Raw genomic sequence first — 25,844 nt, forward strand, 5'->3', positions numbered from 1 at the left:
GAAAAATCTACGGCTATTACGCCAGCGTTCCGATGAATTGTGCCGGGAGTATGCCCTATCTGTCATCGAAGACCCAATAGGCAGGAAGAAACCCTACGCCCTCTGCCAAGCCGAGAAGAACGGTTTACCCAATCGGGACAATGTGGCAAGGCAGGCAATCGACGAAGCCATAAGCAAGTCATTCACCCTGAAAGACTTCGACCGTCAGTTAGCAATGATGGGATACCGTATCAATCTGAATCCAAACCGAAAATACTGGACAATTATATGCAAAGGTTGGGAAAGAACCAAGCGGCTTTACAAGCTCGGCGGCGATTACACCAACGAGAGGATTATAGAGCGCATACGGGAAAATACCTACGCAGTAAAATTCACTGCCCTTGCAGAACCTAAAAAGCAAGTAAAGATATACCGAGTAAATGACAGCACCAAAAAAGTAAAGAAAATCGGCGGCTTGCGGGGGCTGTATCTTCATTATTGTTTCAGGCTCGGCATCCTGCCGAAAAGAAAGAACAAGAATTATGCAAGGCTTCACTATCTTCTCAAAGAAGATTTGATGAAGATGGATGCAATCACCAGAGAAACAAAGCTGCTCTGCCGAAACCATATAGAAACGGCAGGGCAGCTTTCCGAATATAAAGGTTCTCTGAAAACAGAGATGGAGGAATTGACCGAACAACGCAAGGGGTTATACGCCCAATCCCGAAAATTAACCGACGCTGTCCCCGGCAGTGAAAACGGAGAAAAAGAAGCGGTCAAGGCTCAAATCACAGAAATTACGGAGCGATTGAAAGCCATACGCAAGGAGGTCAGATTATGCGAGGGAATCGAAGCCCGCAGCGAAACACTCAGAAAGAAAATGCAAATCATACGGGCAGAAGAAACAAAAGAAAAAGGAAAGGAGACGATGAAAAATGAACACAGGCGGCGAAGCGGCAGAACAAATTGTAAAAATGAGCTTAGAAGGAGTTGAGGTCGCTGCAAGAATCTCCGGGGCAGGCGCGAAGAATATCACAATTCTCTTATATTCCATCTTAAAAGAAGAACAAAAAACAATGGGCAAGGCAAGGCTCACAAATATGCTCCGTTCAGGGAAAGAACTGAAAGTTTTTACCGTAAAAAACAGCGATTTAAAAAGATTTACGCAAGAAGCAAAAAAATATGGCGTCCTCTACTGCGTCCTTACAGACCGGGGAAACAAAGACCCCAATGCAGAAGTAGATGTGATAGCACGTGCGGAAGATGCGGCAAAAATCAACCGTATTGTGGAACGCTTCCATCTTGCTTCCGTGGATACTGCGTCAATCGTGACCAAAGCAGAGGAATCAAGAGATGTAAAGGACACATCAAAAAGCCAGCCAGAGACGGGAATAGATACGCAGGAGAAAGAAGAAAAAGATAAGCTGCTTGACGCCCTCATGGGCAAACCCGGACAGAAAGAAGAAAAATCCCCAAACCCCATAAAGGCAGAGACAGAAAAATCCCCTCTGTCCGAGCCTATCTCAGAGCAGCAAAAGAAATCCGCAGAGGGGGCTACTATGACTAAGGCAGAAAAACCGTCGGTCAAAGAGGAACTGCAAAAAATTAAGACAAGCAGAAAGGAAAAGGAAACCGAAGCATCCAAGAATCGAAGCAAAGAAAAAATATCTGGCGGGAAAGACAGAACGTCTACAGGGCAGACCAGACACAGGCAGCCCCAGAAGCGGAAAAGAAAACCAAAATCGAAAGGAGACAGATAATGGGCATCTATGATATTTTCAGCGGCGGCAGACCCTTTGACAAAGCAGAATGGGCGGCGCAGAAACAGGCACAGAGGGAGGAAATCTACGAACAGATTGACAATACTTGCAAAAAGATGATGGCAGACGGCAGTGCCTTCCGCCAGTATCTTGATATACAAGGGCATTTTGACCGCTATTCGGTCAACAACGCTATCTTAGTAACGGCGCAGATGCCCGAAGCGATGCAACTGAAAGACAGTAACGGATGGAAACAGAGCCATGCCTATGTGGAAAAGGGCGCGCAGAAAATTACCATTCTTGAGCCGGGGAAACCATACCAGAGAGAGGATGGGACAACGGCATTTGGATGTCAGATGAAGGTCGTCTATGACATATCCCAGACCACAGCGAAAGACAGGCAGAAGCCGCAGGAACTAAAAAGTATGCGGGAGCTGGTAGCGGCAATGATAGATGCGAGTCCGGTATCTTTTGTGCCAATAGAAGAACTGGAACTTCCCGCCTTCTATGACAGTGGACAGCAGACCATCTTTATCCAGACAGGACTCAGCGAAGAACAGCTTTTCACGGGCATGGCGAAAGAAGTGTCGGCGGCAGTTTTTGATTTTAAGCACAAAGAAAGCAGGGACAATTCTGAGTTCAAATCATACTGCGTCGCCTATATGGTCAGCTCCCGTTATGGCGTAGATACAAAAGCCTTTCACTTCGGTCAGCTCCCGAAAGAATATGCTGACATGGATATGCAGACATTCAAGGGAGAGCTTGGAAAAATGCGGGACGTACTGGGAGAAATCCAGAATGATATGTACAAAAGCCTTGGAAAAAATAAACCTGCCAAATCCAAAGGGCAGGAACGCTAGGAGGTGCAGCCAATGAAAGAAGAACGCTACAATCTGGTTCTGGACAGATATGAAAAGAATATCATGTTTCACGCACTTAATGCCTTGCGCAGTGCGCAAATCAAGGAAGAACGCCCCACAGACCCTGTTGACGACTTGATAATCAAAGTGTCCAAAGCCCCGTTAAAAAAGAGAAAGGTCATGCAGTCAAGAAATAATGAAGAACGATAACGGCAGAAAGGAGGAGCTAGTCTTCTGCCTTTGCGGAATCATTCCTGTCATATGGATTGCCTTGCTGACAGCACCCTATATCAGCGGCGGTATCATAGAGATAACAAGCAGATTTCCCGAAGCCCTGAATCATCCGTTTCAGATAACGATATGCAGGTACAGTATCAAGGCAGTCCTTATTTATCTGTTTGCTTATGGTATGGGAATCGGCGTCTATTATTCTACACGCAGGAATTACCGCAAAGGGGAGGAACATGGTTCGGCAAAATGGGGCGGCACAGGAACAGTGAACAAAAAATACCGGGACAAAGACCCGGCAAAGAATAAACTATTGACTCAGAACGTCCGTATCGGGCTTGACGGGAAGAAACACCGCAGGAATTTGAATATTCTGGTAGTCGGCGGTTCAGGGGCGGGAAAGACAAGGTTTTTTTGCAAGCCAAATGTCATGCAGTGCAACACTTCCATGGTTATCTTAGACCCTAAAGGCGAGATAGTGCGTGATACAGGAAACTTGCTTGAACAGAAAGGGTATGAGGTAAGGGTGCTGGATTTAATCAACATGCACCGCAGCCATTGTTATAATCCCTTTGTCTATCTCAGGAACGACAATGACGTACAAAGATTAGTGACGAATCTATTCAAGGCAACCACGCCAAAGGGAAGCCAGTCACAAGACCCCTTCTGGGACACAGCGGCGAGTATGCTGCTATTGTCGTTGATATTCTATCTCCGATATGAAGCCCCGTCAGAAGAACAGAATTTTCCTATGGTCATGGAACTGTTAAGGGCAGGTGAAGTCAGGGAGGACGACGATAGTTATGTAAGCCCGTTAGACGAGTTGTTCGACCGTCTGGAAATGACAGACCCGGAACATATCGCATTAAAATACTATCGTGATTACCACAGCGGAAGCGCAAAAACCTTAAAAAGCATCCAGATAACCCTAGCCGCAAAGCTGGAAAAATTCAATCTGGAAAGCCTTGCAAGCCTGACCGCAACAGACGAATTAGACCTACCCTCATTAGGAGAGAAAAAAGTTGCGCTATTCGCCCTGATACCAGACAATGATACGAGCTTTAATTTTCTTGTATCCATATTATACACACAGCTTTTTCAGCAGCTTTTTTACCTGGCAGACCACAAATACAGAGGTAGTCTGCCCGTTCATTGCCAATTTATCATGGATGAATTTGCGAACGTCAGTTTGCCTGACGATTTCGACAAGATTCTTAGCGTTATGAGGTCAAGAGGGGTATCTGTCAGTATCATACTGCAAAATCTTGCACAGCTCAAGGCACTTTTCGAGAAACAGTGGGAAAGCATTGTAGGCAATGCCGATGAATTTCTCTATCTGGGCGGCAACGAGCAGAGTACCCATAAATACGTGAGCGAGCTGCTTGGAAAATCCACCATAGATACCAATACTTACGGGAAAAGCTCCGGGCGAAGCGGCAACTATTCCACAAATTACCAGATGGCAGGGCGAGAGCTTTTGACTCCAGACGAAGTGCGTATGCTGGATAACCGCTATGCACTTCTTTTTGTGCGGGGAGAACGCCCGGTCATGGATTTAAAATATGATATCCTGAAACATCCAAATATAAAGCTGACGACCGACGGAGGGACGCCCCTTTATGTCCATGGCGAGCCGACATATGCCGCCGCTTCCCTTAGATTTAGCGGGGACATACCAGAGAACGCCGAAAACATTACGGGAGTCAGCACGTCATATGAACTTCTGTCCGAACAGGACTTAGAAGAAATATACAATTTATAAGGAGGAATTTCCATGAAACATTTTAAGAAAAAACTGCCCATGGGCAGAAAGACCAGAAAAGCATTTGCCGCCTATGTCACCTTTGTACTCTGTATGACGTTAGGCGCGGCTACCGCATTAGCCACCAGCGACCCGATTGCAGTCGTAAATAACCTTTCCAATTTCATCTTCGGGCTGATACGGGCAGTAGGGATGATTATGCTTGGCTTCGGTATTGTACAGGTGGGCTTGTCGCTGAAATCCCACGACCCGTCCCAGAGGGCGAACGGTTTCCTCACATTGGCAGGAGGCGTTGTGATTACCTTCGCAAAAGAAATCCTGACATTGATTACAGGTTAAAAAAATGAAAAATGCCTATGGAGCAGAAAGAAAGTATCTGCGCCATAGGCAGAAAAGAAATTTGGAGGTGATACGATGTCAGATAATTGGGTTGTACAGAATTTAGAGAACTCCCTTACCACATGGAATGAAAAACTGGAAGAGATATGGCAGTTAATCACCCAGTCCCCCGAACAGTTCAAGGGAGGAACGATATGGAGGGTAATGCTTGACATTAACAGCGCATTACAGGCAATCGGGCTTGCCCTGCTGGTTCTGTTTTTCGTTGTAGGGGTAATGCGTACCTGCGGCGACTTCGCACAGGTCAAAAAGCCTGAACATGCCATAAAATTATTCATCCGGTTTGCCCTTGCAAAAGGAGCAGTCACATACGGGTTAGAGTTGATGATGGCATTATTTAGAATCGTGCAAGGCATGATTTCCACCATCATGAACGCCGCAGGCTTCGGTCTGGTACAGCAGACCATATTACCTCAAGAAATCGTGACAGCCGTTGAGGATTGCGGGCTTTTTGAGAGTATCCCTTTGTGGGCGGTAACGCTCATCGGCAGCCTGTTCATTACGGTATTATCATTCATTATGATAATGTCGGTATATGGAAGGTTTTTTAAACTCTATCTCTATACTGCCATCGCCCCTGTGCCGCTGTCCTCTTTTGCAGGAGAGCCAAGCCAGAGTGTGGGAAAGAGCTTTATCAAGAGTTACGCCGCCGTCTGTCTTGAAGGGGCGGTTATTGTATTAGCCTGTATCACATTTTCCGTATTTGCCGCGTCCCCGCCTATAGTGAATCCAGATGCGGCGGCGGTGACAATGGTATGGGGATATATCGCAGAACTCATATTTAATATGCTCATGCTTGTAGGCGCGGTCAAAATGGCAGACCGGGTTGTACGGGAAATGATGGGCTTGTAACTATGGAAAAGAGAGGATTTAGAAATGAAAATAAGTAAAGAAAAGATATGGCGGTCAGCACAGAGAGCATTGAAACGGACAAAAAGTTATCAGAACTATAGGGAGATGGAGGAAAATTATGAGTTGGTTTATGTTCTAATCGAAGGAAAATATCCCTGTGGCAATAATGTGGCAGCCGTTGCAGTATATGAGAATGTGGCTATCCTGTTCTATCCGTATGGGAATAGGGAAGAACTTGAACTCTGGGGGTTTAACTTGGAACGGGATTTGTTTGAATGCCTTCAGGAAGGAGATGAGTTGGCTGGTATGTCAATGAAAAGCCATGCAGTCGTGTGGGATTTCATTGACAAGTGCCATGAAGATATTGAATCTGAGAAAGGGATGCAAAAATATCTGGGATATTGTAAGCAGAACGGTGTCACAAGAGAACGGCTGGAAAAAGAAGTAAATTATAGCGGCAAAGATGTAATGGTTCTGTATGCCCCGAAAGTCAATCGTACAAAGAAACATAAAGACCGGGAACGGTAAGGGGAGGTGGGGACGATTGGAAGTAAAGATAAATAAGGAAATACGAAACTATACGGAATCTATGTTTTTCGGTCTGTCAATGCGTCAGTTTTTGTTTTCCGTGGCTGCCTGCGGCGTGGCAGTCGGCTTGTTCTTCCTGCTTCGAGGGAGATTAGGGATGGAAACAACCAGTTGGCTGTGCATGATAGGCGCTTCGCCCTTTGCAGTAATGGGGTTCGTCAGGTACAATGGCATGACCGCAGAGCAATTCATCTGGGCATGGATAAAGTCAGAAATAATGATACCGAAAAGACTTTTGTTCCTGCCTGATAATCTATATTACGAAGCTATGAAAAATACCATAGAAGCAAAAGAAAAAGAACTTTCTCCCGCAAAGAAAAAGCGCAGGAAACGGAAACGCAGGGCGGCAAGGCGAAAGACAGCAAGGAAAAGAAGGAAACAGGCAAAGAAAGCAAACGCAAGGAGATAAATAATGATTAAGACATTAAGAAATCTGTTCCAGCAGGACAAAGAAAAATTTACCGTACCAAAATCGGTACAAGCGGTTATCCCGATGAAAACCGTCTGGGAGGACGGCATATTCCTTGTAGGCAGGAACAAATACGCAAAGACCTACAAATTTGAGGATATTAATTACGCTGTGGCAAGCCGGGAGGACAAAGAAGCCATGTTCCTTGAATACTCGGAATTACTAAACGCCCTTGACAGCGGCGCAACCACGAAAATTACCATCAACAACCGCCGTCTGAATAAAGCAGATTTTGAGCAGACCATCTTAATCCCGATGGCGCAGAAAGAAGGCAAAGCCGTTGATGACGGTCTGGATAAATACCGAAAAGAATATAACAAAATGCTTTATAACAAAGCGACCGGGGCGAACTCTATCGTACAGGATAAATATATGACCGTCTCTGTATGCAAGAAAAACATTGAAGAAGCAAGAAATTACTTTGCCCGTGTCGGGGCAGACCTGATTGGGCATTTCAACCGCCTTGGTTCAAAATGTACGGAGCTTGACGCAGCGGAAAAATTGAGGATAATCCATGACTTTTTCCGTACAGGCGAAGAAACGGCATTTTATTTTGACATGGCGCAGAATATGACGAAAGGACACGATTTCAAAGACTTTATCTGTCCCGACACATTAGAGTTTGAAAAAGACTATTTCCGTCTTGGAGACAGATACGGTCGTGTCATATTCCTGCGGGAATATGCCGCATATATCAAGGACAGCATGGTAGCAGAGCTTTGTGAACTGAACCGTAACATGATGCTCTCCGTAGACGTCGTACCAGTCCCTACTGACGAAGCCGTAAGAGAGGTGGAGAACCGCCTTCTTGGTGTGGAAACCAATATCACCAACTGGCAGAGGAAACAGAACCAGAACAACAACTTTTCCGCCGTAATCCCTTATGACTTAGAACAGCAGAGAAAGGAAAGCAAAGAATTTCTTGATGATTTGACAACCCGTGACCAGAGAATGTTGTTTGCGGTACTTACGATGGTGCATACCGCCGAGACGAAAGAACAGCTTGACAACGATACCGAAGCCCTTTTGACTACGGCAAGAAAACATCTCTGTCAGTTCGCCGTACTGAAATACCAGCAGATGGACGGGCTGAACACAGCCTTACCATTTGGCGTGAGAAAAATAGACGCCTTGCGTACTCTCACCACAGAGAGTCTTGCGGTGTTTATTCCATTCAGGGTACAGGAAATCTATCACAAAGATGGCATATATTACGGGCAGAATGTCATTTCCAAAAACATGATTATCGCAAACCGCCGCCACCTGCTCAACGGAAATTCATTCATCCTCGGCGTGTCTGGAGCAGGGAAATCATTTACAGCAAAAGAAGAAATGACCAATATTATACTGACCGACCCTAACGCTGATGTAATCATCATAGACCCCGAACAAGAGTACGCCCCACTTGTAAAAGCAATGCAGGGCGAGGTCGTCCATATCTCGGCGACGAGCAACAACCATATCAACGCAATGGACATGAACTCGGATTACGGCGACGGTGCGAACCCCGTCATTTTGAAATCAGAGTTTATTTTATCTTTATGTGAACAACTTATCGGAGGTGCAAGTCTGGGGGCAAAGCAGAAATCCATCATAGACCGCTGTACGGCGAGCGTATACCGTTATTTCCAGCAGGGTAACTATATGGGGACGCCGCCCACCTTGCAGGACTTTCGTGAAGAACTGCTGAAACAGAATGAACCAGAAGCACAGGAAATCGCCCTTGCCATAGAACTTTTCACAGACGGCTCTCTTAATACCTTTGCCAAACATACCAATGTGGACACCCACAGCCGCCTTATCTGTTATGATATTCTGGACTTGGGGAAACAGTTGCAGCCAATCGGTATGCTTGTGGTTCTTGACAGTATCCTGAACCGTATTACCCAGAACAGGGCGAAAGGAAGGAACACATTTATATTCATTGACGAGATTTATCTGCTCTTTCAGCATGAGTATTCTGCCAATTTTCTTTTTACTCTCTGGAAACGTGTGCGCAAATATGGGGCATATTGTACGGGGATTACGCAGAACGTGGACGACCTCTTACAGAGCCATACGGCGAGGACAATGCTTGCCAACAGTGAGTTTATCATTATGTTGAATCAGGCGTCCACAGACCGTATAGAGCTTGCCAAACTGCTTAATATATCCGACCTTCAGATGAGCTATATCACGAATGTAGGGGCAGGTCAGGGATTGCTTAAAGTCGGCAGTTCCCTTGTTCCGTTCGTCAATAAGTTCCCAAGGAACACAGAGCTGTATAGATTGATGACGACCAAATTTGGCGAGGTGTAGGCAATATCTTGCCGTAATTGAAAAAAGGAAAGGATTTTAAATATGAAAAAGCAGAAATCACTTATTTGTTTCATCGCCGCCGTATGCCTATTAGGTTCGGCGGCTTTTTGCATTTATCACATTTGCAGTCACTATAAACATATAGACGGGCAGATAAAAGAATTTGCTAAAATCGCTGAGGTTGTAGAAAATACTCCCGACAGCGAGCCGATACCAGAAGATAAACCATTGAGCGAAGGGGAGGACATTCTGGCAAAATATAAAGAATTATATTTACAGAATGAAAATATGGTCGGCTGGATTTCGATTGAAGATACAACCATCAATTATCCCGTCATGCAGACCCCGAAAGCGCCTAATTTTTATCTGAAGCATAACTTCAAAAAGAAGCGCAGCGACTTAGGCGTGCCTTATATCCAAGAAAACTGCGACCTCGAAACAAGCGACAACCTCATTCTCTATGGTCATCATATAAAAGGCGGCAAGATGTTCGGAGCATTGGAGAGCTATAAGGATAAACGATTTTACGAAAACCATAAGACAATCCGATTTGATACCCTCACAGAACAGGCTGAATATGAAATCATTGCCGTATTCAAGACCGTTGCATATAGCGGGGAGGGCTACCGATACTACGACTTTGTGGACGCAGAAAGCGAAAAAGACTTTGATACTTATATCCTGAAATGTAAAGAGCTTGCTCTGTATGATACGGGTGTAACCGCCGCATATGGAGATAAGCTCATTACTTTATCCACCTGCGAATACTCTGCGCCAAACGGCAGGTTTGTTGTTGTTGCAAAAAAAGTAAACTGACATGGCAGTAATTTATCCGGGAAAGGAGACGTGCATGACGGATATTAAGACTAGAGATGTGGTAAAAGGAACGATAAAGACCTTGGATAGAGCCGCCATAACCAGTGAACGGATGAAGTCTGCATATACGGGAATAAAGGGCAAAGGGGAACAAGGTTATGATGCAGAAGAACGTTCCCCGACAGAATATGCGTCTGGAAGGATGTGCCACGCCATAGGAAGTCTCCGAAGGGAGGGTATCCACCAGTATAACAGCAAAGGACAGAAATCTATTCAGATTACTAGAAAGAATATTGCGGATTTGAAAGCAAAAAGAGCCAAAAAAGCCGCAGAACAGAAAAAAGCACAGGAGACAGCCGAACAGGTCAGCCCACAACCCTATCCCGGAACAGAAAGCCGCCCTGCCGTCCCGGATATGCCAGCCAAGAATGAGACGCCCCAGACAGGGGCAAGCCAGCTTATAAAGACACGTCAGCAGGAAAGAAAGATACTCAAGACTAGCACCAGAGCAGAAAACTCAATAAAATCTACGGCGAAAGGAACAGTCAAGACGGCTGAAAAAGGCGTAAAGACCGCCCGGACGACAGCCAAAACAGCGATTAAGACCAATCCAGAGACAGCCCAAGCTGCCCAGAAAACAGTACAGGCATCCGCCCAAGCCACCCAGAAGGCTATACAGACCGCAAAAAATACGGCAAAGGCAACCGCCGAAACGACAAAAGCAACAGGAAAAGCCGTCATATCCAGTATCAAGTCGATTATCGAAGGAACGAAAGCCCTGATTTCAGCTCTCGTCGCAGGCGGTTGGATTGCTGTAACGGTAATTCTAATCATTATATTGTTTGGATGTGCCGTATCTTTGTTTGGCGGCGGCAGCCACAGCAACGCCTATACCCCGGTTAGTGAAGAAGTACAGGCGTATACGCCGCTGATACAGAAATATGCGAAGCAACATGGTATTCCTGAATATGTAGAGCTTATTAAGGCGGTAATGATGCAGGAATCAGGAGGGAGGGGGAGTGACCCCATGCAGGCGGCAGAATGTGGTTATAATACCGAATATCCGAATACACCGAACGGTATCCCCGACCCGGAATATTCTGTCGATGTGGGGATACAGAATCTTGCCGCCTGCCTAAATGCCGCCGGGGTAAAGAATCCTCTGGATATGGAAAACATCAAACTTGCGTTACAAGGCTATAATTTTGGAAATGGATATATCACATGGGCAAAGGCGAACTATGGCGGTTATTCCTATGCCAATGCGTTAGAATTTTCCGTTATGCAGGCAGAAAAGCATGGTTGGAGTGGTTATGGGGATACACAGTATGTTGCCCATGTATTGCGGTATTACCCGTATGGACGTGCATTTACAGGCGGCGGTAATCAGGCAATCGTAGAGGTGGCGTTGACGCAGCTCGGTAATGAAGGTGGTCAGCCTTATTGGTCTTGGTACGGTTTTGGCGGGCGAGTGGAATGGTGTGCCTGTTTCGTGTCATGGTGCGCCGACCAGTGCGGTTATCTTGAGAATGGGATTATCCCGAAATTTTCCCTCTGTTCGGATGGTGTGAATTGGTTCAGGGGAAATGGACAATGGCAGGGAAGGAACTATGAACCTGCGGCTGGCGATATTATATTCTTTGACTGGGGCGGTGATGGAACGATAGACCATGTGGGAATTGTAGAAAAATGTGAGAATGGCATGGTGTATACAATCGAAGGGAACTCAGGCGATGTTTGCAGACAGCAGTGTTATCCCGTAGGCAGCGGCTCAATCTATGGGTATGGCGTAGCTGTATATTGATGGAAATAGTGACTGCTCTATGGGCAGTCACTAAATAAAAATCTTTGATTTCCAAATAGTTATCACTTAGGGAAAAGCATTTTTCAATTTATAGGATATATGTTTTTGTATATTTATTAGTTTTTTATAATTTTCATTTCAAATTTTTCTGGATTGTCTTTAATATTATATGGGGGATTATTGGACGAATCTTGTGCATAAATAATCTCAAACGATTTAACATGATTATGCCATAATAATTTATTTGTATATACATGAATACGAAGTTCGGTTGGATATCCCCTTAAATCGTATGAAAACCTAATTTCTTTGAATGAATTTTCAATACATTTCTGAATTATTTCCTCAGCAAATTCTTCTGTATCCCAAATTATTAATCTATTTGCGATTATAGTAATTTCTTCTGTATATTGATTTGTTCCTGTTTCTGAAAAAGAATCATGAACAGTAACTTCCCTGTTCTGTATAAAAATAATAAGAATGATAATAACTACACTTAAACACACAACTAAGAATTTTTATACCTATGCATATCAGTCTCCTTAATCCTTTTTTGAATTTTTTACTTTCTTAATAAAATATTTTAACTCGGTAAGACTTAAAAATCAACCTATAAATGAGCAATATACTAGAATTGTTGCTGAGAGGTGAAAGATTTGACACTTGAAATCAAATATCCAGAGCGAATAAAAGCATTACGGCAAGATAATGATTTAAATCAGAAGCAGATAGCGGAGATATTAGGTGTGGCACAGACAACTTATTCACAGTATGAATTGTATAAACGTCCAATGCCAATCGAATGTCTAATGAAACTTTGTGATTATTACAATGTCTCAGCAGATTATATATTGGGATTTACGGATAACCCCAAACTAAGAAGCTAAAATCTTGTATATTATTCTTTTTTGTAATTAGTAAAATGTATAAATATCTTTAAGGTTTTAACTCGGTGTGACCTAAAAGTGAGTTTTCACATTAACTATGCACTAGAATTGTCGCAAAGAGGTGAAAAAATGGATTGCAAAAAGAATACGCTCGAAATCAAGTACCCCGAACGGATAAAGGCGTTGCGACAAGACAATGATTTGAAACAGAGGCAGATAGCAAGAATATTAGGTGTGGCACAGACGACGTATTCACAATACGAATTATATAAACGCCCAATGCCAATCGAATGTTTAATGAAACTTTGTGATTATTATAAAGTTTCGGCAGATTATATTTTAGGATTTACAAATGATAAGTAGAAAACTCTGTTGATACCAGATAAGGATAGAATGCTTGACGAATGACATACCGAATAATGATAAATATCCTCAATGCCAAAATTGAGGAAATATCTCACCACGTATAATAATAATCAATCGAAACGAAGAATATACATTGATGACTTAGATTTAACCATCATCAATAATAGAAATAAAGGATTGAAAGACTTAGTCTTCAATCCTTTTTGATTACCCTTCAACGCAATTAATACTATGAATTATTCTCATCTTTTATTTCTTTCACTCTATCTAAAGCATATTCCATACATTGTATTACTATTTTATTGAATGATAATTCGTACTCTTTCGCAACCTTTTGGGCTTTTTCAACTAATTCTTTAGGTAAACGTAATGATTTATACTCATATTCTGTATATTCTTTTTTTGGCTCAAACATACCACCACCTCTATATTTATCATAGTATAATTTTTGCCACAATGTTATACTATATATATAATATATTTTATCTTATTTTTTATAACATTATAATATTCAATTTGTCAGACAAATTTGCAATATAAGTTATATTTTTAAGATATTTCCTCTTTCTTCATCTCTTTCAAAGCATATTCTATACACTGAATGACTATTTTGTTAAACGATAATTCGTATTCTTTTGCTACTTCTTGTGCTTTTTCAACCAACTCTTTAGGTAAACGTAACGATTTATATTCATATTCTGTATACTCTTTTTGGGTTTAAACATACTATCACCTCGATATTTATTATAATATTTTGTTGATATTATTTATATGGTAGAAATATAATATCTTTTATGATATATTTTATAATATAATTTAACATATACAGAAAGGAACAATTAAAATGAAAAAAATAATCATTACTACTATTTTAAGCTTTCTCACCCTTACTATTATCTATTTACAATGGGGGCGTGATATGGAAATCTGCAATACCAGACCTGAAACTTCCAAGAACGCCTATTTTGAGGATGTTACACTAATAGCAAATAAACTTTACATATTTGACAAATATGACTTTGCTGAATCAGTAATACAAAAGTGTGTAGACAATTCTTGGAAAGAAGTTAGATTTTCTTATGATATTGCTGGATATCCTAATGAGCTATGTATTGATGTATATATAAATAGTTTTGACTTTGAGCATCGAGAAAATGCCTTTAGAATAACTTATTCTCAAGATTCTAAATTCAAATATAAATACAATATAAAAGACAATCCTGAGAAATTTACTATTACGATAGAATAGAGGTTTGCCACTTTTTTGTTTACGCTTGGCTTGATTGCAATCGCGGAAACAATTTTTATCTTTTGAGCATATATAATAGGGTGTTCCGGGCTTGATTTAGTATGATTGGTAAAAAATTCCATATCTAGCTTGAAAACAGGGATTACAATGTGTAAAATCAATTTAAAGGTTAAGGTCGAATTGACAATGTTTCCCGAAAGGACGAGGAATATGGAGTCAAAACCAAGAATATTATATTTGCTGCGGATATTAGAGCAATCTACCGACGAAGAACATCCATTGACAACGAAACAATTAATAGAAATGCTGGACGAGCAATATGGAATCTCAACTTATAGGACAACGATAGCAAAAGACATTGCTGCATTGCAGGAATTTGGTATAGATATTGTTACCATCCATTCTACACAATGTAAATATTTTATAGGAAGTCGCCAGTTTGAACTGCCAGAATTAAAACTGCTCATTGATGCAGTAGAATCATCAAAGTTCATCACAAGCAAGAAAAGCCAAGCCCTCATAGAGAAAATACATATGCTCACAAGCAGCGGGCAGAGAAAGAAATTAAAACGGAATAATTACGTCTCAGGACGGATAAAGCCTAACAATGAACGAATCTATTACATTGTTGATACAATAAATGACGCAATTAATGAAAAAAAGCAGATTTCTTATCAATATTATGAATACACAGGATTAAAAGAAAAAGTATTGAAAAACCAAGGGGAACTCTATACGATTAGCCCGTATCATTTAGTTTGGAATGACGATTACTATTATGTTGTAGGTTATTCTGAAAAGCGGCAGAAAATAGTCACATTCAGAGTTGACCGCATAGCGTCACAGCCAGAAATATTAACAATAGATGCGCAACCTGTCCCAGAAGGTTTTGATATTGCAGAATTTACAAAGCAGGTATTCTATATGTATGATGGGGAAGATGTAACAACGGTTAATTTACAATGTGATAACAGTTTGATGAAAACAATGATTGACCGATTTGGAGAAGATATATCTACGGTTTCCCACGATGTAGCTTCTTTTCAAGCGGATGTCGAGGTTTCGGTAAGCCCTACCTTTTTCGGGTGGATATTTGGGTTTGGCGGCAAAGTCAAGATACTTGCGCCAGAAAGCGTAAAAGAACAGTATCGACAGATGATATTAAGGGCGAATGAGAATATGGAGAATGAGTATATAGGTAATGCCAAAATATAATTGAACAAGAGATATAAAAATCCTCAGAGGTGTTGTGATATCGCAACACCTCTCTTTTACGTTGGAATACGCTCTTGAAAAAAATGGAAAAAGCTATATAATAAAAGTATCAGAAGCAAACTGCTTCGGATAGAAAAGCGAGGTATCTCAATGAGAAGCAAAAGCCGTGAATTAATGAAAGCCATATGCCAATATGCAGAACAATATTACCTCCAGACGGGTATTTCGCCCTCTACCACTAAAATAGCAGACGCGGTAGGAGTATCAAGGGGAACTGCATATAAATATCTGGTTGCCATGAATGACAATGGAATGATTGAATACGACGGCAAGAACATCCAGACAGATGTAACGAGGAAATTAAATACAGAAACTTCCCAGACAGCGATTGTTGGTTCTGTCCCTTGTGGTTCGCTTCAATATGAAGAAGAAAATATTGAGGAATATATTTCACTCCCGACAGCCATTTTTGGCAAAGGAGACTTCTACATACTTCACGCAAGCGGCAATTCAATGATTGACGCCGGGATAGACGACGGCGACCTTGTAGTAATCAGGAAACAAAATTATGCAAGTGACGGAGATATTGTAGTCGCACTTGTCGAGAATCAAAATACGCTGAAAACATTCTATCGTGACGAGCAGAGCCGAAAGATAATACTCCATCCTGAAAATAAAAATATGGATGATATTGTCGTTGGCGACTGCTATATACAGGGGATTGCCTGTCATGTCATAAAGGCATTATGATTTAGAGTCAGAATTATAGTATATAGAAGGAATTCGCTATCCAATTTCAGATAGTGCGGAAATAAAAGATTGCCCAATCGGTTCATAGTATCTTCCGAGAGGGCTATATTGGAGGTGAAAACAGCTTGAGTAACTATTTATCAAGGGCAGAGCTTGAAGAAATCAGCCATGGACTCATAGAAGTATATGCTAAGCAGAACCCGAAAAAAGCAGTTCAATCTATAGATATAGAACACTTTATAACAGATTTTCTAATGTTGAAGATTGAGTATACGTCCTTTGCAGAAGATGACTACAGCAAAGTCGGATTTATGGCGGACGGGGAAACACCGATTCTGCTACATTCTAACGGAGAAATTATTCCCTTTGTTTTCCCGAAGAATACTATCGTACTAGACAAATATCTTCTTGCAGAAAAAGAGTATGGCAGACGGCGGTTCACAATGGCGCACGAAGCCTCGCACCACATCTTAGGCAAAGTACAGACAACACAGGAAACAGCCCGATTCCATTCAGAATACGATAACGACCGGGTATATAGCAAGGAAGAAGTCCTGCAAATGTTCCAGTCAGCCGAATGGCAGGCAGATACAATGGCGGCATCGCTGCTCATGCCAAGATTTCTTGTGGAAAATGCCCTACACAAGTTTGCCGATTCCAAACTCATCAAGCTATATGGCGATACAACATTTACCGCAGACGGGAAAGCCATCATGCGGAATATGGCAAATTACCTCGGAGTGTCTTATAAAGCTCTGATAATCAGACTGACACACCTTAATATGTTGGAAAAGCATGATATAAGTGAATATATATCGCAGGAATTAAAGTTAGGAGGTGCGTAGCCATGCAGGCACAGGCAAGCCCCGCCAACAGCAGAAAATTGTTGTTATCCCGGATAGAAGCAGAGACATTGCAGGAAAGAGATTTGCTCTGTCCAGTATGCGGATTCAGAATACAGACACTATATTCTGATATTTCTGGTCATTTGCGTGTCAAATGCCCGAAATGTAAAGGAATCCATATACTAAACCTTGCATACTTCCGCAAGATAAAACGTATCAAGAGAAATATAGGTTCTCTAACACCAGAATCAAAAAAGTAAATAATGGATATGATTTCTAATCGAGCAAGCGGAGACAACAGATAGTTGGACTACCATGCGCCGTATGAAGCCAGATATAAAAAGGAGATATACCTTAATTATCTGATTTCTACGGCGTTTTTTTGTTGCTTCGGTTTGCTTCATACTGCATAGAGTCCTTTCCCCGGCATTGCTTGGGAAAGGCTTTTATGTTTTACGATGTTTGGCAATGCCAGACGGCAAAATACCCATAATCTCCGAATTTTGGCTTTTTAACAAAATTTCAAAATTCAAAGGAGATTATGAGAATGATAAAAATACATGGAGAAAGACAGGAACAATTCAAAAAAGAGTGCAGGATAATCAATCTTAGATATGAATACTACGGATATACAGGAAATGAGAAATGGGCGATAGTGTCCGAACTGACCGAACGGGAAATTATAAAAAAGTACCCAGAGGAAATCAAGGGCTATACGCCATTTGTACTCTTATCCATTGAACAAGGCGAAGCAATAGGCGATTATAACCGTAATGAAGATAAATTTCGTAAACGTTCTATAAATAATGAAGATGCATACGGCTATGAAGAAGGATTGACCGAATGTTTCCATAAGGAACTCATAACCGAAGATTATTGGGAGGAACAGGAACGGATGGAAACCCAAAGAATCGAATTTGAGTGTCTGCACAAAGCAATGTTAGAGCTTACCCCAAAACAGAAAAAACGTATCACACAGCATTATGTACAGGGAAAAAGCTCAAGGAAAATCGGCATGGAAGAAAATGTAAGTTATCAGGTCATAGACAGGTCAATACATGCGGCAGTAAAGAAAATGAAAAAATGTTTTTGGCGAGAGGTGGCATTTGATATTTCCCATTCCAAATAAGTGAAAGGATTTTTTTACTTATTATTAAGAAAGAGAGGTACAGATAGTGAAGGAACAGGAAAAAAAGACAATTAGGCGTGGCGAAATATACTATCATGATTTTGGAGTTACAGAAGGCTCGATTCAGAGTGGGCGCAGACCTGTATTAGTCCTGCAGGCTGACAATTTTAATGCAAAAGCCCCTACAATTATTGTCGCTGCAATTACAACGGTAATCAAAAAATGTTATCTCCCGTCCCATGTTGTTTTAGGAGAAAATTTTGGTCTGCAAAAGCCGTCGATGGTGCTGCTTGAGCAGATAAGTACGGTAAATAAGGATGAGCTGGAGGATTATATAGGCTATATTGATGATGAAAAAAGCTGGATAAGCATTAACATAGCCCTCAAGAAAGCATTTGGACTATGGATGGTTAAGAAAGACCGAAAAGGCGATATACGTTGCTTATGTCCGAAGTGTCTGAAAGATTATATGTCTAATCCTAATTATATTGTGCATAGGCTTGACCCGTTATCATCAACGAAGGACAGATGCGATAAGTGCCAGAATATGGGGTATGATTACGTGGTGTATGATAAGCGGATAGTATTTGGAAAAAGAGGTAGAGGTAGTGGACAAAAATAAGAGTATAGAAAAACAAAACGAAAAGAAGTTTGTTCCAATATGGGAAAAAAGTACACTTACGATTGAAGAAGCAGCTTTGTACTCTGGCATTGGGAGAAATAAACTACGTCAGCTTACGGATGATGAGAATTGTCCTTTTGTCCTTTGGATAGGGAGTAAGCGGCTAATAAAACGAAAGTTGTTAGATGAACATATTGAAAAAATGTTCTCACTTTAATCTTTGTAAATGCATAAATAAGAAAATCGCACATTTGGCATATAGGCATTGGCAAGGTAGAATTTTACTATGGCAATGCCTAATTCATTAAGGAGGATAGTGCTTATGGCTACAAAAGGACAAGTAAAGAGGAAGGATAAACGGAGAGTTGTTTTAAAAACAGGGGAATGTCAGCGTAAAAATGGTACGTATAGTTATAGGTGGACAGATTCCAAAGGGAAACGTTATAGTATTTATGCAAAGACTTTAGAGGAACTTAGGGAAAAGGAAAAAGAAATTGTAAAAGCGAAAAATGATGGTATAAAGACTGAGGCAAGATACATAACGGTTAATGAACTATTTGATTTATGGAAGGTATTGAAAAGGGGGTTGAAGAATAATACTTTTGAAAATTATCAATATATGTATAATACATTTGTGCGTAATAATTTAGGAAAACGAAGGATTTCCACATTGAAGAAATCAGATGTTAAGCGTTTCTATAATTATCTTGCGGATGAAAGAGGTTTGAAATCGTCAACTATTGATAGTATCCATACGGTATTACATCAAGTTTTTGAAATGGCTGTTGATGATAATTATATTAGAAATAATCCTTCGGATAATGTATTAAAAGAATTGAAGCAATCACATATATTTCAGATTGAAAAAAAGCGTGCATTGACAAAGCCAGAACAGGAATTATTGTTAAATTTTTTAAAACGTAATCATACGTATTCGCATTGGTATCCCATATTTGCAGTAATGATTGGAACAGGTCTACGTGTAGGGGAGGTGACAGGATTGAGATGGTCTGATATAAACCTTGAAAAAGGGATTATTGATGTTAATCATACTTTGGTATATTACTGCCATAGGCAGGAAAAAGCAAAAAATGGATGCTATTTTAATGTGAATACTCCTAAGACAACGGCTAGTCATAGGCAAGTTCCGATGATGGGGTTTGTTAAGGAAGCCTTCCTTCAAGAGAAAGAAAATCAAGACACATTAGGTATAGAATGTAAGGTAACGATTGATGGATACTCCGATTTTATTTTTATAAATCGTTTTGGGGCAACACAACATCAAGGGACGCTTAATAAAGCAATCCGTAGAATTATCAGAGACTGTAATGATGAGGAATTATTGAAAAATAAGGATACAAATATTTTGTTGCCCCCCTTTAGTTGTCATATACTTCGACATACATTTACGACACGGATGTGTGAAGCGGGTATAAATGTGAAAGTTATTCAAGACATATTAGGGCATCAAGATATTTCTACAACATTGAATATCTATGCAGATGTTACGAAGGAACTAAAAAATAAAGAGTTTAAAGGATTGGATGAGTATTTTAAGAAGGGAAATAAAGAATAGCTCAAGTAGCTGGTTACACCACTTACGCCAATCCATACGCCAATAAAAACATTGTATATAAGAAATTATAAATAATTATAAAAAATCTATTTTGATATATGGAGAAAAATAATAGATTTTAAATGAATACGAAGGGATATAAAATGGATAAAATGTTAATCCCCACAATGAAGTCCTTGGGTGGTTCTGAGGTTAAGAAAGGTCAAGAGAAGGCGGAGAAGAAGGCTGTTGAAGCGGCGAAGGAAGTGATTGATTTCTCCAAGGTGGAAATCGAGCCGCTGTTCTCGGATTGTGTGGATTTTGAGACGTTTAGTAAGTCGGATTTCAGGGCGGTAAAGGTAAAAGAATGTGTTGCCGTGCCTAAGAGTAAGAAGTTGTTACAGTTTACTCTGGATGATGGAACGGATAGGGAACGCACGATTTTAAGCGGTATTCACGAGTATTACGAGCCGGAGGAGTTGGTTGGTAAGACTTGTATCGCTATCGTAAATCTGCCGCCGAGAAAGATGATGGGCATTGACTCCGAGGGTATGCTGATTTCAGCCGTACACAAAGAAGACGGTGGCGAGGGACTCAATCTCTTAATGGTTGACGACCATATTCCGGCGGGGGCGAAGCTGTATTAAGGCGGATGGCAGGATAAAAAACATCAAGGGGGTTAGACCCCTGATTTACATCTTTACATCAAACTTACATCATTTGATGCAGAATGTTATGCAGAGCTGTAAAAATCGCACATTTCATACAGAAATATGGGATTTTGAATAGAAAAATAAGTGAATTACTTAGAAAGGCTTTAAGAGGAAAGAAACTCTTAGAGCCTTTTTTTGCGTTTGGGGAGATACACAGTAATCCGCAGACTATCTTCCATATCAGATATTTTCTATACTGTATGGAAAATAGGAGGAGGTTTGATATGAAAAATAGTCTAGCAGACATACACCCGGAACTTGTATGCGAATGGTCGGAGGGCAACCTGCCGCTTACCCCCGATACAGTAACCTACGGCTCAAATAAAGAAGTATGGTGGAAAGGGGCTTGCGGGCATGAATGGCAAGCCAGTGTAAAAAGCCGTTCTTCTGGTGAGAACTGTCCTATCTGCTCTGGAAAAAGAGTCGTTGAGGGTATTAATGATTTAGGAACGTTAGAACCTGAGCTTGCATTGGAGTGGTCGGAAGAAAATATAAGTTTAAAGCCGTCTATGCCGAAGTTGGTTCAAGTGCTTTCAAGTTTTCGCGAGTGGTAGTGTAAAATATAAAAATTGTACATTGTTTACCTTTGGTAGCGATTTATCTTAACGGAAAATCAGCTACCTTTTTTATTTTTAGCAGTAGAATCAGTGCAAATCTTTTATAGAACTATTCACGTAACCTGCTATAATCCGTTTAGTCATTTTATAGCAGGTAGGGATAGTGGGCGGTTGTCCTTTGAACAGAAGTATATTATCCACACTTTGCACCGGAACAGTTCTTCCCAGTATTACCATCTAATGTTAATGACCCAAAAAAAAGAGCTTGTTAAACAGAAGATGAAAGAGCATACCTTCAAACCTGCAAAATATTGACGGTGCCGTATTGAAGCCTATTTTATATAACCATGAGTAGTGTGCCTACACCAATTAGGACACATCCTGCAATGGACTTTGGTGTGAATTTCTCATGTAGGAAGATAAATGCAAGCACAAGCGTAATGACAACGCTTAATTTATCAATAGGAACAACCTTTGACGCTTCGCCCATTTGGAGGGCTTTATAATAGCACAGCCAGGATGCGCCTGTAGCCAGTCCAGAAAGGATTAGAAACAGCCAGCTTTTTTTCCCAATACTGGAAATCCCGCCCTGAGCGTTTGTTAAAAACACCATCCCCCATGCCATGAGGACCACAACCACTGTACGGATTGCTGTCGCCAGATTGGAGTTTACACCCTCAATCCCTATTTTGGCCAGTATTGATGTGAGAGCCGCAAAAATAGCTGACAGCAGGGCAAACACAAACCACATAAAACCATCTCCTTTTCTGCTTTGCTCCCTGGATTTACGGGCAAAGGTTTTATATTACATCTGCTTTATAAACGATTATGTTCTATGGATCATCTTATCATAAGCCAGACGATATTTCCATTCTATTTGGTTTCTAATCATATTTTCCATAGGGCTAAAAACGAATTGACTTCCTAATGATATTAGGATACACTATTCCTAACGATGTTAGGAATGGAGGAAAACTATGCCAAGACACGGACTTACGAAAGAGGAGGTAGTTAAAGCAGCAGCAATATTAGTAGAAGAACAAAGGTATGAAAATTTAACAATGCACAAATTGGCTGCTAAGCTAAATATAAAGCCAGCTTCACTATATACGCATATTAAGGGAATTGATGAATTATATATATCCCTTAGCCATATGGCATTGAGTCAGTTAAGCGATAAGCTCTTGAGTGGGGCGAAAGGAAAGACAAAGGAAGAAGCGCTTCGAGGGATAGCCTTCTCGTATCATGATTATGTGAAACAAAATCCTGAGATGTACCGTATTATTATGAAAGTTCCTCATAGTAATTTAGAAAATTTGGTTGAGGCAGGACGGAAGGTTAAATCAATTTTATTTAAAATACTATCCCAATATACGAAAGAAAAAACAAATATTATTTATTATTCCCGATATTTTCATAGCATTTTACACGGCTTTGTTTCATTGGAAACAGCAGGATTTTTTGATGACGAATTTTCAGTGGAGGAAAGTCTGTCTAATATCGTAGATGATTTTATCAGGCAGCTTGAAAGCAGATAGCTGGTTTGTTGGAGGTATGGAAATGAATAGTTTAATTTTTGAATGTAGTAATATGAAAAATGGAGAAAAATTTCCGGTAGAACATACAGGACGGGGGAGGGATATTTCTCCTGAATTTATCATACAAAATCTATCTTCATATGCAAAGACTCTTGCCATAATTCTTGAGGATATAAAGCATCCGGTCTTTAAGGATTTTACTCATTGGCTGATCTTTAATATACCAGCCAGAGAAAAGATAGACGGAGATATTCCGGGCGGGAAAATTCTTTCATGTTTAGGAAACGCCAGACAGGGAATCGGTTATGGTTTGTATAAGTATGCCGGTCCCAAACCGCCCAAAGGCAGGCAGCATTTATATCGTTTTACAATGTACGCCCTTGACAGTGAGATAGATTTAACAGGATTACCTACAAAAAAACGTTTTATGAAAATGGCAAAGGGACATATTATTCAGCAGGGGAGTATTGTTGGCAAATATGAGTAATGGTTTGGCGCTTTTTTGTTGACTTAAAGCGCACTTTATAGTTTATACTAATTAAAATGATAAGGCTCAATAAAATTTGCTCACAAAGAGAGGTGGGATGATATGCATTCAGCAAAGGAGACTTCAGAAATAACAGGGCTTTCATACCGATCAGATTTTTTACAGAGAACTATTAAAAGAGCCCTCGTATAAGGGAATAACATATATCGAAGAATGGAAGATGTTCAAACACGGAGACAGAAAAGTATAATCGCAAAGGAGAAAGAAAATGCCCTATATTACAGTAGAAAGTGGAACTTTATCAGATAAGCAAAAAGAGGAATTGATTAAAAGATTAACGGAAGTATCCTCTGAGATTATGGAAGTGCCACAGGAGTTTTTTGTGACAACTATAAAGGAAGTACCTGACATAAATTTTGGTATCGGTGGCAAAACGATTGATAAAGTAAAAGCGGAGTATATGCAAATTTTTGTGAATAAAAACTTGCATGTTCATGAATAAACAAGTATAATAAAATATAAACAAGATAAAACGATTGCAAACATGAAGTTGAGGCATTTATTATGTTTATGGAAGAACGTCAAAAGGATATTGTAAGTAAAATAAACGAAACGGGACGAATCCTGGTTTCAGAAATTCAGAAATATTATCAGGTTTCTGCAGATTGTGCAAGGCGGGACTTAAGGATATTGGAAAGCAAAGGATTGCTGCAGAGAACACACGGCGGCGCCATTGCAGTTAATCCAAAAGAAATTTATCCCGCCACAACATACAATCCTGTAGATATAAAAGAAATACGGACTGATTACTTGGCGGTTGCCAAAAGGGCGGTGGAATATATTGAAAACAAGGATGTCATTTATATTACCACATCTTTGGTTGGATATTATATGGCTGAAAATTTGCCGGAAGATATTACAATTACAGTATTAACTAATTCCGTTAGTATAGCAGAGGTGTTGCGGAAAAAAATGAATATATCCGTTATATTATTGGGAGGGGAAATGTCCCATCGCGGTCACTGCCATGATTTTTATACCATTCAAATGGTAGAAAATATCCGAATGGATAAAGCTTTTATGTCCCATGCGGCATTATCTTTGGATTTTGGAGCGTCTATTCACGATCCTGCCGGTGTGGAATTTGGAAAAGTCGTTATGAAGAACAGTGGGATGAATATTGGATTATATCCGTCTAAAAAGATGGGAAAAAATTCCATTCATTCTGTATGCAGGGTAAGTGATTATGATTTACTGATTACGGATAATAATATATCTGAGGATTTTCTGATACAGATAAGGGAACTTGGAGTGGCTATAGAAACAGTTAATTTGAAGGGAGTATGAAATTGTATTTTATATTAGTGACAGGTATTCCGGCAGCAGGAAAAAGCACTATGGCAGAAGCCATATCAGAAAGATTGAAGCTGCCTGTTATTTCAAAGGATACCATAAAAGAATTGCTGTTTGATCATGTTGGTTTTCAATCGAGAGCAGAAAAAGTAAATCTTGGAATTGCAAGCATGGAAATTATGTATTATGCTGCAGGTCAGCTTATGAAAGCAGGACAACCGTTTATATTAGAGAATAATTTTGAATATTCATCAGAACATGGAATAAAAAATCTTTTAGAAAAATATCAATATTCTGCATTGACCATCACATTAACAGGTGATTACAAAGTGATTTACCAGCGTTTTCAGGAACGAGAAAGCAGTCCTGACAGACACAGAGGGCATGTTGTGAATGACTGTTATCCAGAAAAGGATAATCTAAATGCCCTAAAGACAGAAACCATTTCTTATGAAAATTTTGTTTGTGGAATAGAAAAAAGAGGATTTGATGCCTTTTGGGTCGATGGCAAAAAGATTAAAGTTGATACAACAGATTTCTCAAAAATTAATATGGAAAAGTTGTTTTCACAAATTGAGGAATGGAAGGAGGAAGGTAACCTATAGCTCAAATAAACATGTTAAAAAATTTCTGGGGCAGAGTTGGCTTATAGAAGTCAACTCTGCCACAATTTAGGACTATCTATTTATCGACAGCCATATCTTTTTTTATTATTATATCCATTTCATTATTTTCACAGATTACTCTAATCTGCGAAAAATCA

The 25,844-nt window shown here is 40.3% G+C and carries 31 protein-coding genes and 2 pseudogenes; 29 read left to right on the forward strand and 4 right to left on the reverse strand.

The annotated features are described in order from the left end of the window. Positions 1-37: 37 nt before the first annotated feature. The 12 genes from GN277_RS04435 to GN277_RS04490 all read left to right on the forward strand — a co-directional run bounded on the left by GN277_RS04435 (position 38) and on the right by GN277_RS04490 (position 11,815). Positions 38-973, forward strand: coding sequence for a hypothetical protein (locus tag GN277_RS04435; RefSeq protein ID WP_244324598.1), 936 nt, complete (start codon positions 38-40; stop codon positions 971-973). Continuing rightward, complete coding sequence (locus GN277_RS04440; RefSeq protein ID WP_159750002.1) at positions 915-1,739, forward strand: PcfB family protein; 825 nt, start codon at positions 915-917, stop codon at positions 1,737-1,739. Before GN277_RS04435 ends, GN277_RS04440 begins: the two co-directional genes overlap by 59 nt. Beyond that, positions 1,739-2,599: a hypothetical protein gene (locus GN277_RS04445; protein WP_159750003.1), complete on the forward strand. Its 861-nt coding sequence runs from the start codon at positions 1,739-1,741 to the stop codon at positions 2,597-2,599. Before GN277_RS04440 ends, GN277_RS04445 begins: the two co-directional genes overlap by 1 nt. A gap of 12 nt (positions 2,600-2,611) precedes the next feature. Further along, complete coding sequence (locus tag GN277_RS04450) at positions 2,612-2,809, forward strand: hypothetical protein (RefSeq protein WP_159750004.1); 198 nt, start codon at positions 2,612-2,614, stop codon at positions 2,807-2,809. Then, positions 2,796-4,589: a VirD4-like conjugal transfer protein, CD1115 family gene (locus GN277_RS04455; RefSeq protein WP_159750005.1), complete on the forward strand. Its 1,794-nt coding sequence runs from the start codon at positions 2,796-2,798 to the stop codon at positions 4,587-4,589. Before GN277_RS04450 ends, GN277_RS04455 begins: the two co-directional genes overlap by 14 nt. Positions 4,590-4,601: 12 nt before the next feature. Continuing rightward, positions 4,602-4,928, forward strand: a complete 327-nt coding sequence (locus GN277_RS04460; protein ID WP_159750006.1) for a glutamyl-tRNA amidotransferase — start codon at positions 4,602-4,604, stop codon at positions 4,926-4,928. A 75-nt stretch (positions 4,929-5,003) separates the two neighbouring features. After that, positions 5,004-5,840: a hypothetical protein gene (locus GN277_RS04465; protein ID WP_159750007.1), complete on the forward strand. Its 837-nt coding sequence runs from the start codon at positions 5,004-5,006 to the stop codon at positions 5,838-5,840. A 24-nt stretch (positions 5,841-5,864) separates the two neighbouring features. Continuing rightward, positions 5,865-6,368, forward strand: coding sequence for a hypothetical protein (locus tag GN277_RS04470; protein WP_159750008.1), 504 nt, complete (start codon positions 5,865-5,867; stop codon positions 6,366-6,368). Between the two features lie 16 nt (positions 6,369-6,384). Then, positions 6,385-6,837, forward strand: a complete 453-nt coding sequence (locus tag GN277_RS04475) for a PrgI family protein (protein WP_159750009.1) — start codon at positions 6,385-6,387, stop codon at positions 6,835-6,837. A gap of 3 nt (positions 6,838-6,840) precedes the next feature. Continuing rightward, positions 6,841-9,195 (forward strand): VirB4-like conjugal transfer ATPase, CD1110 family, encoded by a 2,355-nt coding sequence (locus GN277_RS04480; RefSeq protein ID WP_159750010.1) that lies wholly within the window; start codon positions 6,841-6,843, stop codon positions 9,193-9,195. Positions 9,196-9,237: 42 nt separating this feature from the next. Then, complete coding sequence (locus tag GN277_RS04485) at positions 9,238-10,011, forward strand: class B sortase (protein ID WP_159750011.1); 774 nt, start codon at positions 9,238-9,240, stop codon at positions 10,009-10,011. 34 nt (positions 10,012-10,045) lie between these two features. After that, positions 10,046-11,815, forward strand: a complete 1,770-nt coding sequence (locus GN277_RS04490; protein WP_159750012.1) for a lysozyme family protein — start codon at positions 10,046-10,048, stop codon at positions 11,813-11,815. 116 nt (positions 11,816-11,931) lie between these two features. Here the strand turns inward: GN277_RS04490 and GN277_RS04495 are convergent, their stop codons facing one another. After that, the gene (locus tag GN277_RS04495; RefSeq protein ID WP_159750013.1) at positions 11,932-12,321 is read right to left on the reverse strand and encodes a hypothetical protein; all 390 of its coding nucleotides are present in this window, start codon (positions 12,319-12,321) and stop codon (positions 11,932-11,934) included. 141 nt (positions 12,322-12,462) lie between these two features. Between GN277_RS04495 and GN277_RS32110 the strand changes: the two genes are divergently transcribed. Both GN277_RS32110 and GN277_RS04505 read left to right on the forward strand, forming a co-directional pair. Continuing rightward, the gene (locus GN277_RS32110; RefSeq protein ID WP_322101246.1) at positions 12,463-12,702 is read left to right on the forward strand and encodes a helix-turn-helix domain-containing protein; all 240 of its coding nucleotides are present in this window, start codon (positions 12,463-12,465) and stop codon (positions 12,700-12,702) included. Positions 12,703-12,831: 129 nt separating this feature from the next. Then, the gene (locus GN277_RS04505) at positions 12,832-13,065 is read left to right on the forward strand and encodes a helix-turn-helix domain-containing protein (protein WP_159750014.1); all 234 of its coding nucleotides are present in this window, start codon (positions 12,832-12,834) and stop codon (positions 13,063-13,065) included. A 232-nt stretch (positions 13,066-13,297) separates the two neighbouring features. Here GN277_RS04505 and GN277_RS04510 read toward each other — a convergent pair whose 3' ends face one another. Both GN277_RS04510 and GN277_RS32115 read right to left on the reverse strand, forming a co-directional pair. Next, complete coding sequence (locus GN277_RS04510; RefSeq protein WP_159750015.1) at positions 13,298-13,483, reverse strand: Arc family DNA-binding protein; 186 nt, start codon at positions 13,481-13,483, stop codon at positions 13,298-13,300. A 134-nt stretch (positions 13,484-13,617) separates the two neighbouring features. Then, positions 13,618-13,737: pseudogene (locus tag GN277_RS32115) on the reverse strand (hypothetical protein); the annotation flags it as partial. Positions 13,738-13,912: 175 nt separating this feature from the next. Here GN277_RS32115 and GN277_RS04520 point away from each other — a divergent pair. The 10 genes and pseudogenes from GN277_RS04520 to GN277_RS04570 all read left to right on the forward strand — a co-directional run bounded on the left by GN277_RS04520 (position 13,913) and on the right by GN277_RS04570 (position 21,700). Beyond that, positions 13,913-14,317, forward strand: coding sequence for a hypothetical protein (locus tag GN277_RS04520; RefSeq protein WP_159750016.1), 405 nt, complete (start codon positions 13,913-13,915; stop codon positions 14,315-14,317). A 210-nt stretch (positions 14,318-14,527) separates the two neighbouring features. Continuing rightward, a complete protein-coding gene (locus tag GN277_RS04525) occupies positions 14,528-15,532 on the forward strand; it encodes a helix-turn-helix transcriptional regulator (RefSeq protein ID WP_159750017.1) in 1,005 nt (334 codons plus the stop codon). A gap of 150 nt (positions 15,533-15,682) precedes the next feature. After that, the gene (lexA, locus tag GN277_RS04530; RefSeq protein ID WP_159750018.1) at positions 15,683-16,282 is read left to right on the forward strand and encodes a transcriptional repressor LexA; all 600 of its coding nucleotides are present in this window, start codon (positions 15,683-15,685) and stop codon (positions 16,280-16,282) included. Between the two features lie 125 nt (positions 16,283-16,407). Beyond that, positions 16,408-17,127 carry an ImmA/IrrE family metallo-endopeptidase gene (locus GN277_RS04535; RefSeq protein ID WP_159750019.1) on the forward strand — a complete coding sequence of 240 codons (720 nt, stop codon included), beginning with the start codon at positions 16,408-16,410 and terminating at the stop codon, positions 17,125-17,127. Between the two features lie 547 nt (positions 17,128-17,674). After that, positions 17,675-18,256: a sigma-70 RNA polymerase sigma factor region 4 domain-containing protein gene (locus tag GN277_RS04545; RefSeq protein WP_159750021.1), complete on the forward strand. Its 582-nt coding sequence runs from the start codon at positions 17,675-17,677 to the stop codon at positions 18,254-18,256. Between the two features lie 46 nt (positions 18,257-18,302). Beyond that, entirely contained in the window at positions 18,303-18,878 is a 576-nt protein-coding gene (locus GN277_RS04550) for a type II toxin-antitoxin system PemK/MazF family toxin (RefSeq protein WP_159750022.1), read from the forward strand. Beyond that, complete coding sequence (locus GN277_RS04555; RefSeq protein WP_244324599.1) at positions 18,865-19,095, forward strand: excisionase; 231 nt, start codon at positions 18,865-18,867, stop codon at positions 19,093-19,095. Before GN277_RS04550 ends, GN277_RS04555 begins: the two co-directional genes overlap by 14 nt. Positions 19,096-19,200: 105 nt before the next feature. Next, positions 19,201-20,454 (forward strand): tyrosine-type recombinase/integrase, encoded by a 1,254-nt coding sequence (locus GN277_RS04560; RefSeq protein ID WP_159750023.1) that lies wholly within the window; start codon positions 19,201-19,203, stop codon positions 20,452-20,454. Between the two features lie 146 nt (positions 20,455-20,600). Beyond that, positions 20,601-21,080: pseudogene (locus GN277_RS04565) on the forward strand (lysine--tRNA ligase); the annotation flags it as partial. Positions 21,081-21,370: 290 nt separating this feature from the next. Beyond that, entirely contained in the window at positions 21,371-21,700 is a 330-nt protein-coding gene (locus GN277_RS04570) for a zinc-ribbon domain-containing protein (RefSeq protein ID WP_159750024.1), read from the forward strand. Between the two features lie 340 nt (positions 21,701-22,040). Here GN277_RS04570 and GN277_RS04575 read toward each other — a convergent pair whose 3' ends face one another. Next, positions 22,041-22,454 carry an EamA family transporter gene (locus GN277_RS04575; protein ID WP_159750025.1) on the reverse strand — a complete coding sequence of 138 codons (414 nt, stop codon included), beginning with the start codon at positions 22,452-22,454 and terminating at the stop codon, positions 22,041-22,043. A gap of 226 nt (positions 22,455-22,680) precedes the next feature. Between GN277_RS04575 and GN277_RS04580 the strand changes: the two genes are divergently transcribed. From GN277_RS04580 to GN277_RS04600, 5 genes are all read left to right on the forward strand, one after another. Next, the gene (locus tag GN277_RS04580) at positions 22,681-23,241 is read left to right on the forward strand and encodes a TetR/AcrR family transcriptional regulator (RefSeq protein ID WP_159750026.1); all 561 of its coding nucleotides are present in this window, start codon (positions 22,681-22,683) and stop codon (positions 23,239-23,241) included. Between the two features lie 22 nt (positions 23,242-23,263). Further along, positions 23,264-23,728, forward strand: coding sequence for a YbhB/YbcL family Raf kinase inhibitor-like protein (locus GN277_RS04585; RefSeq protein WP_244324601.1), 465 nt, complete (start codon positions 23,264-23,266; stop codon positions 23,726-23,728). Between the two features lie 268 nt (positions 23,729-23,996). After that, positions 23,997-24,230 (forward strand): 4-oxalocrotonate tautomerase DmpI, encoded by a 234-nt coding sequence (gene dmpI, locus GN277_RS04590; RefSeq protein ID WP_159750028.1) that lies wholly within the window; start codon positions 23,997-23,999, stop codon positions 24,228-24,230. Between the two features lie 68 nt (positions 24,231-24,298). Then, the gene (locus GN277_RS04595) at positions 24,299-25,075 is read left to right on the forward strand and encodes a DeoR/GlpR family DNA-binding transcription regulator (RefSeq protein ID WP_244324602.1); all 777 of its coding nucleotides are present in this window, start codon (positions 24,299-24,301) and stop codon (positions 25,073-25,075) included. Continuing rightward, positions 25,072-25,686, forward strand: coding sequence for an AAA family ATPase (locus tag GN277_RS04600; RefSeq protein ID WP_159750030.1), 615 nt, complete (start codon positions 25,072-25,074; stop codon positions 25,684-25,686). Before GN277_RS04595 ends, GN277_RS04600 begins: the two co-directional genes overlap by 4 nt. The last annotated feature ends 158 nt before the right edge of the window (positions 25,687-25,844 follow it).

This window comes from Sporofaciens musculi, from assembly GCF_009830285.1.
Taxonomy (GTDB): Bacteria; Bacillota; Clostridia; order Lachnospirales; family Lachnospiraceae; genus Sporofaciens; species Sporofaciens musculi.

What these genes read in the sequence shown, in the direction of transcription:
- GN277_RS04440 (WP_159750002.1), top strand. Translation starts at nt 915, where the DNA reads ATGAACACAGGCGGCGAAGCGGCAGAACAAATTGTAAAAATGAGCTTA.
- GN277_RS04445 (WP_159750003.1), top strand. Translation starts at nt 1,739, where the DNA reads ATGGGCATCTATGATATTTTCAGCGGCGGCAGACCCTTTGACAAAGCA.
- GN277_RS04450 (WP_159750004.1), top strand. Translation starts at nt 2,612, where the DNA reads ATGAAAGAAGAACGCTACAATCTGGTTCTGGACAGATATGAAAAGAAT.
- GN277_RS04455 (WP_159750005.1), top strand. Translation starts at nt 2,796, where the DNA reads ATGAAGAACGATAACGGCAGAAAGGAGGAGCTAGTCTTCTGCCTTTGC.
- GN277_RS04460 (WP_159750006.1), top strand. Translation starts at nt 4,602, where the DNA reads ATGAAACATTTTAAGAAAAAACTGCCCATGGGCAGAAAGACCAGAAAA.
- GN277_RS04465 (WP_159750007.1), top strand. Translation starts at nt 5,004, where the DNA reads ATGTCAGATAATTGGGTTGTACAGAATTTAGAGAACTCCCTTACCACA.
- GN277_RS04470 (WP_159750008.1), top strand. Translation starts at nt 5,865, where the DNA reads ATGAAAATAAGTAAAGAAAAGATATGGCGGTCAGCACAGAGAGCATTG.
- GN277_RS04480 (WP_159750010.1), top strand. Translation starts at nt 6,841, where the DNA reads ATGATTAAGACATTAAGAAATCTGTTCCAGCAGGACAAAGAAAAATTT.
- GN277_RS04485 (WP_159750011.1), top strand. Translation starts at nt 9,238, where the DNA reads ATGAAAAAGCAGAAATCACTTATTTGTTTCATCGCCGCCGTATGCCTA.
- GN277_RS04490 (WP_159750012.1), top strand. Translation starts at nt 10,046, where the DNA reads ATGACGGATATTAAGACTAGAGATGTGGTAAAAGGAACGATAAAGACC.
- GN277_RS04505 (WP_159750014.1), top strand. Translation starts at nt 12,832, where the DNA reads ATGGATTGCAAAAAGAATACGCTCGAAATCAAGTACCCCGAACGGATA.
- GN277_RS04510 (WP_159750015.1), bottom strand. Translation starts at nt 13,483, where the DNA reads ATGTTTGAGCCAAAAAAAGAATATACAGAATATGAGTATAAATCATTA.
- GN277_RS04520 (WP_159750016.1), top strand. Translation starts at nt 13,913, where the DNA reads ATGAAAAAAATAATCATTACTACTATTTTAAGCTTTCTCACCCTTACT.
- GN277_RS04525 (WP_159750017.1), top strand. Translation starts at nt 14,528, where the DNA reads ATGGAGTCAAAACCAAGAATATTATATTTGCTGCGGATATTAGAGCAA.
- lexA (WP_159750018.1), top strand. Translation starts at nt 15,683, where the DNA reads ATGAGAAGCAAAAGCCGTGAATTAATGAAAGCCATATGCCAATATGCA.
- GN277_RS04545 (WP_159750021.1), top strand. Translation starts at nt 17,675, where the DNA reads ATGATAAAAATACATGGAGAAAGACAGGAACAATTCAAAAAAGAGTGC.
- GN277_RS04560 (WP_159750023.1), top strand. Translation starts at nt 19,201, where the DNA reads ATGGCTACAAAAGGACAAGTAAAGAGGAAGGATAAACGGAGAGTTGTT.
- GN277_RS04570 (WP_159750024.1), top strand. Translation starts at nt 21,371, where the DNA reads ATGAAAAATAGTCTAGCAGACATACACCCGGAACTTGTATGCGAATGG.
- GN277_RS04575 (WP_159750025.1), bottom strand. Translation starts at nt 22,454, where the DNA reads ATGTGGTTTGTGTTTGCCCTGCTGTCAGCTATTTTTGCGGCTCTCACA.
- GN277_RS04580 (WP_159750026.1), top strand. Translation starts at nt 22,681, where the DNA reads ATGCCAAGACACGGACTTACGAAAGAGGAGGTAGTTAAAGCAGCAGCA.
- GN277_RS04585 (WP_244324601.1), top strand. Translation starts at nt 23,264, where the DNA reads ATGAATAGTTTAATTTTTGAATGTAGTAATATGAAAAATGGAGAAAAA.
- dmpI (WP_159750028.1), top strand. Translation starts at nt 23,997, where the DNA reads ATGCCCTATATTACAGTAGAAAGTGGAACTTTATCAGATAAGCAAAAA.
- GN277_RS04595 (WP_244324602.1), top strand. Translation starts at nt 24,299, where the DNA reads ATGGAAGAACGTCAAAAGGATATTGTAAGTAAAATAAACGAAACGGGA.
- GN277_RS04600 (WP_159750030.1), top strand. Translation starts at nt 25,072, where the DNA reads ATGAAATTGTATTTTATATTAGTGACAGGTATTCCGGCAGCAGGAAAA.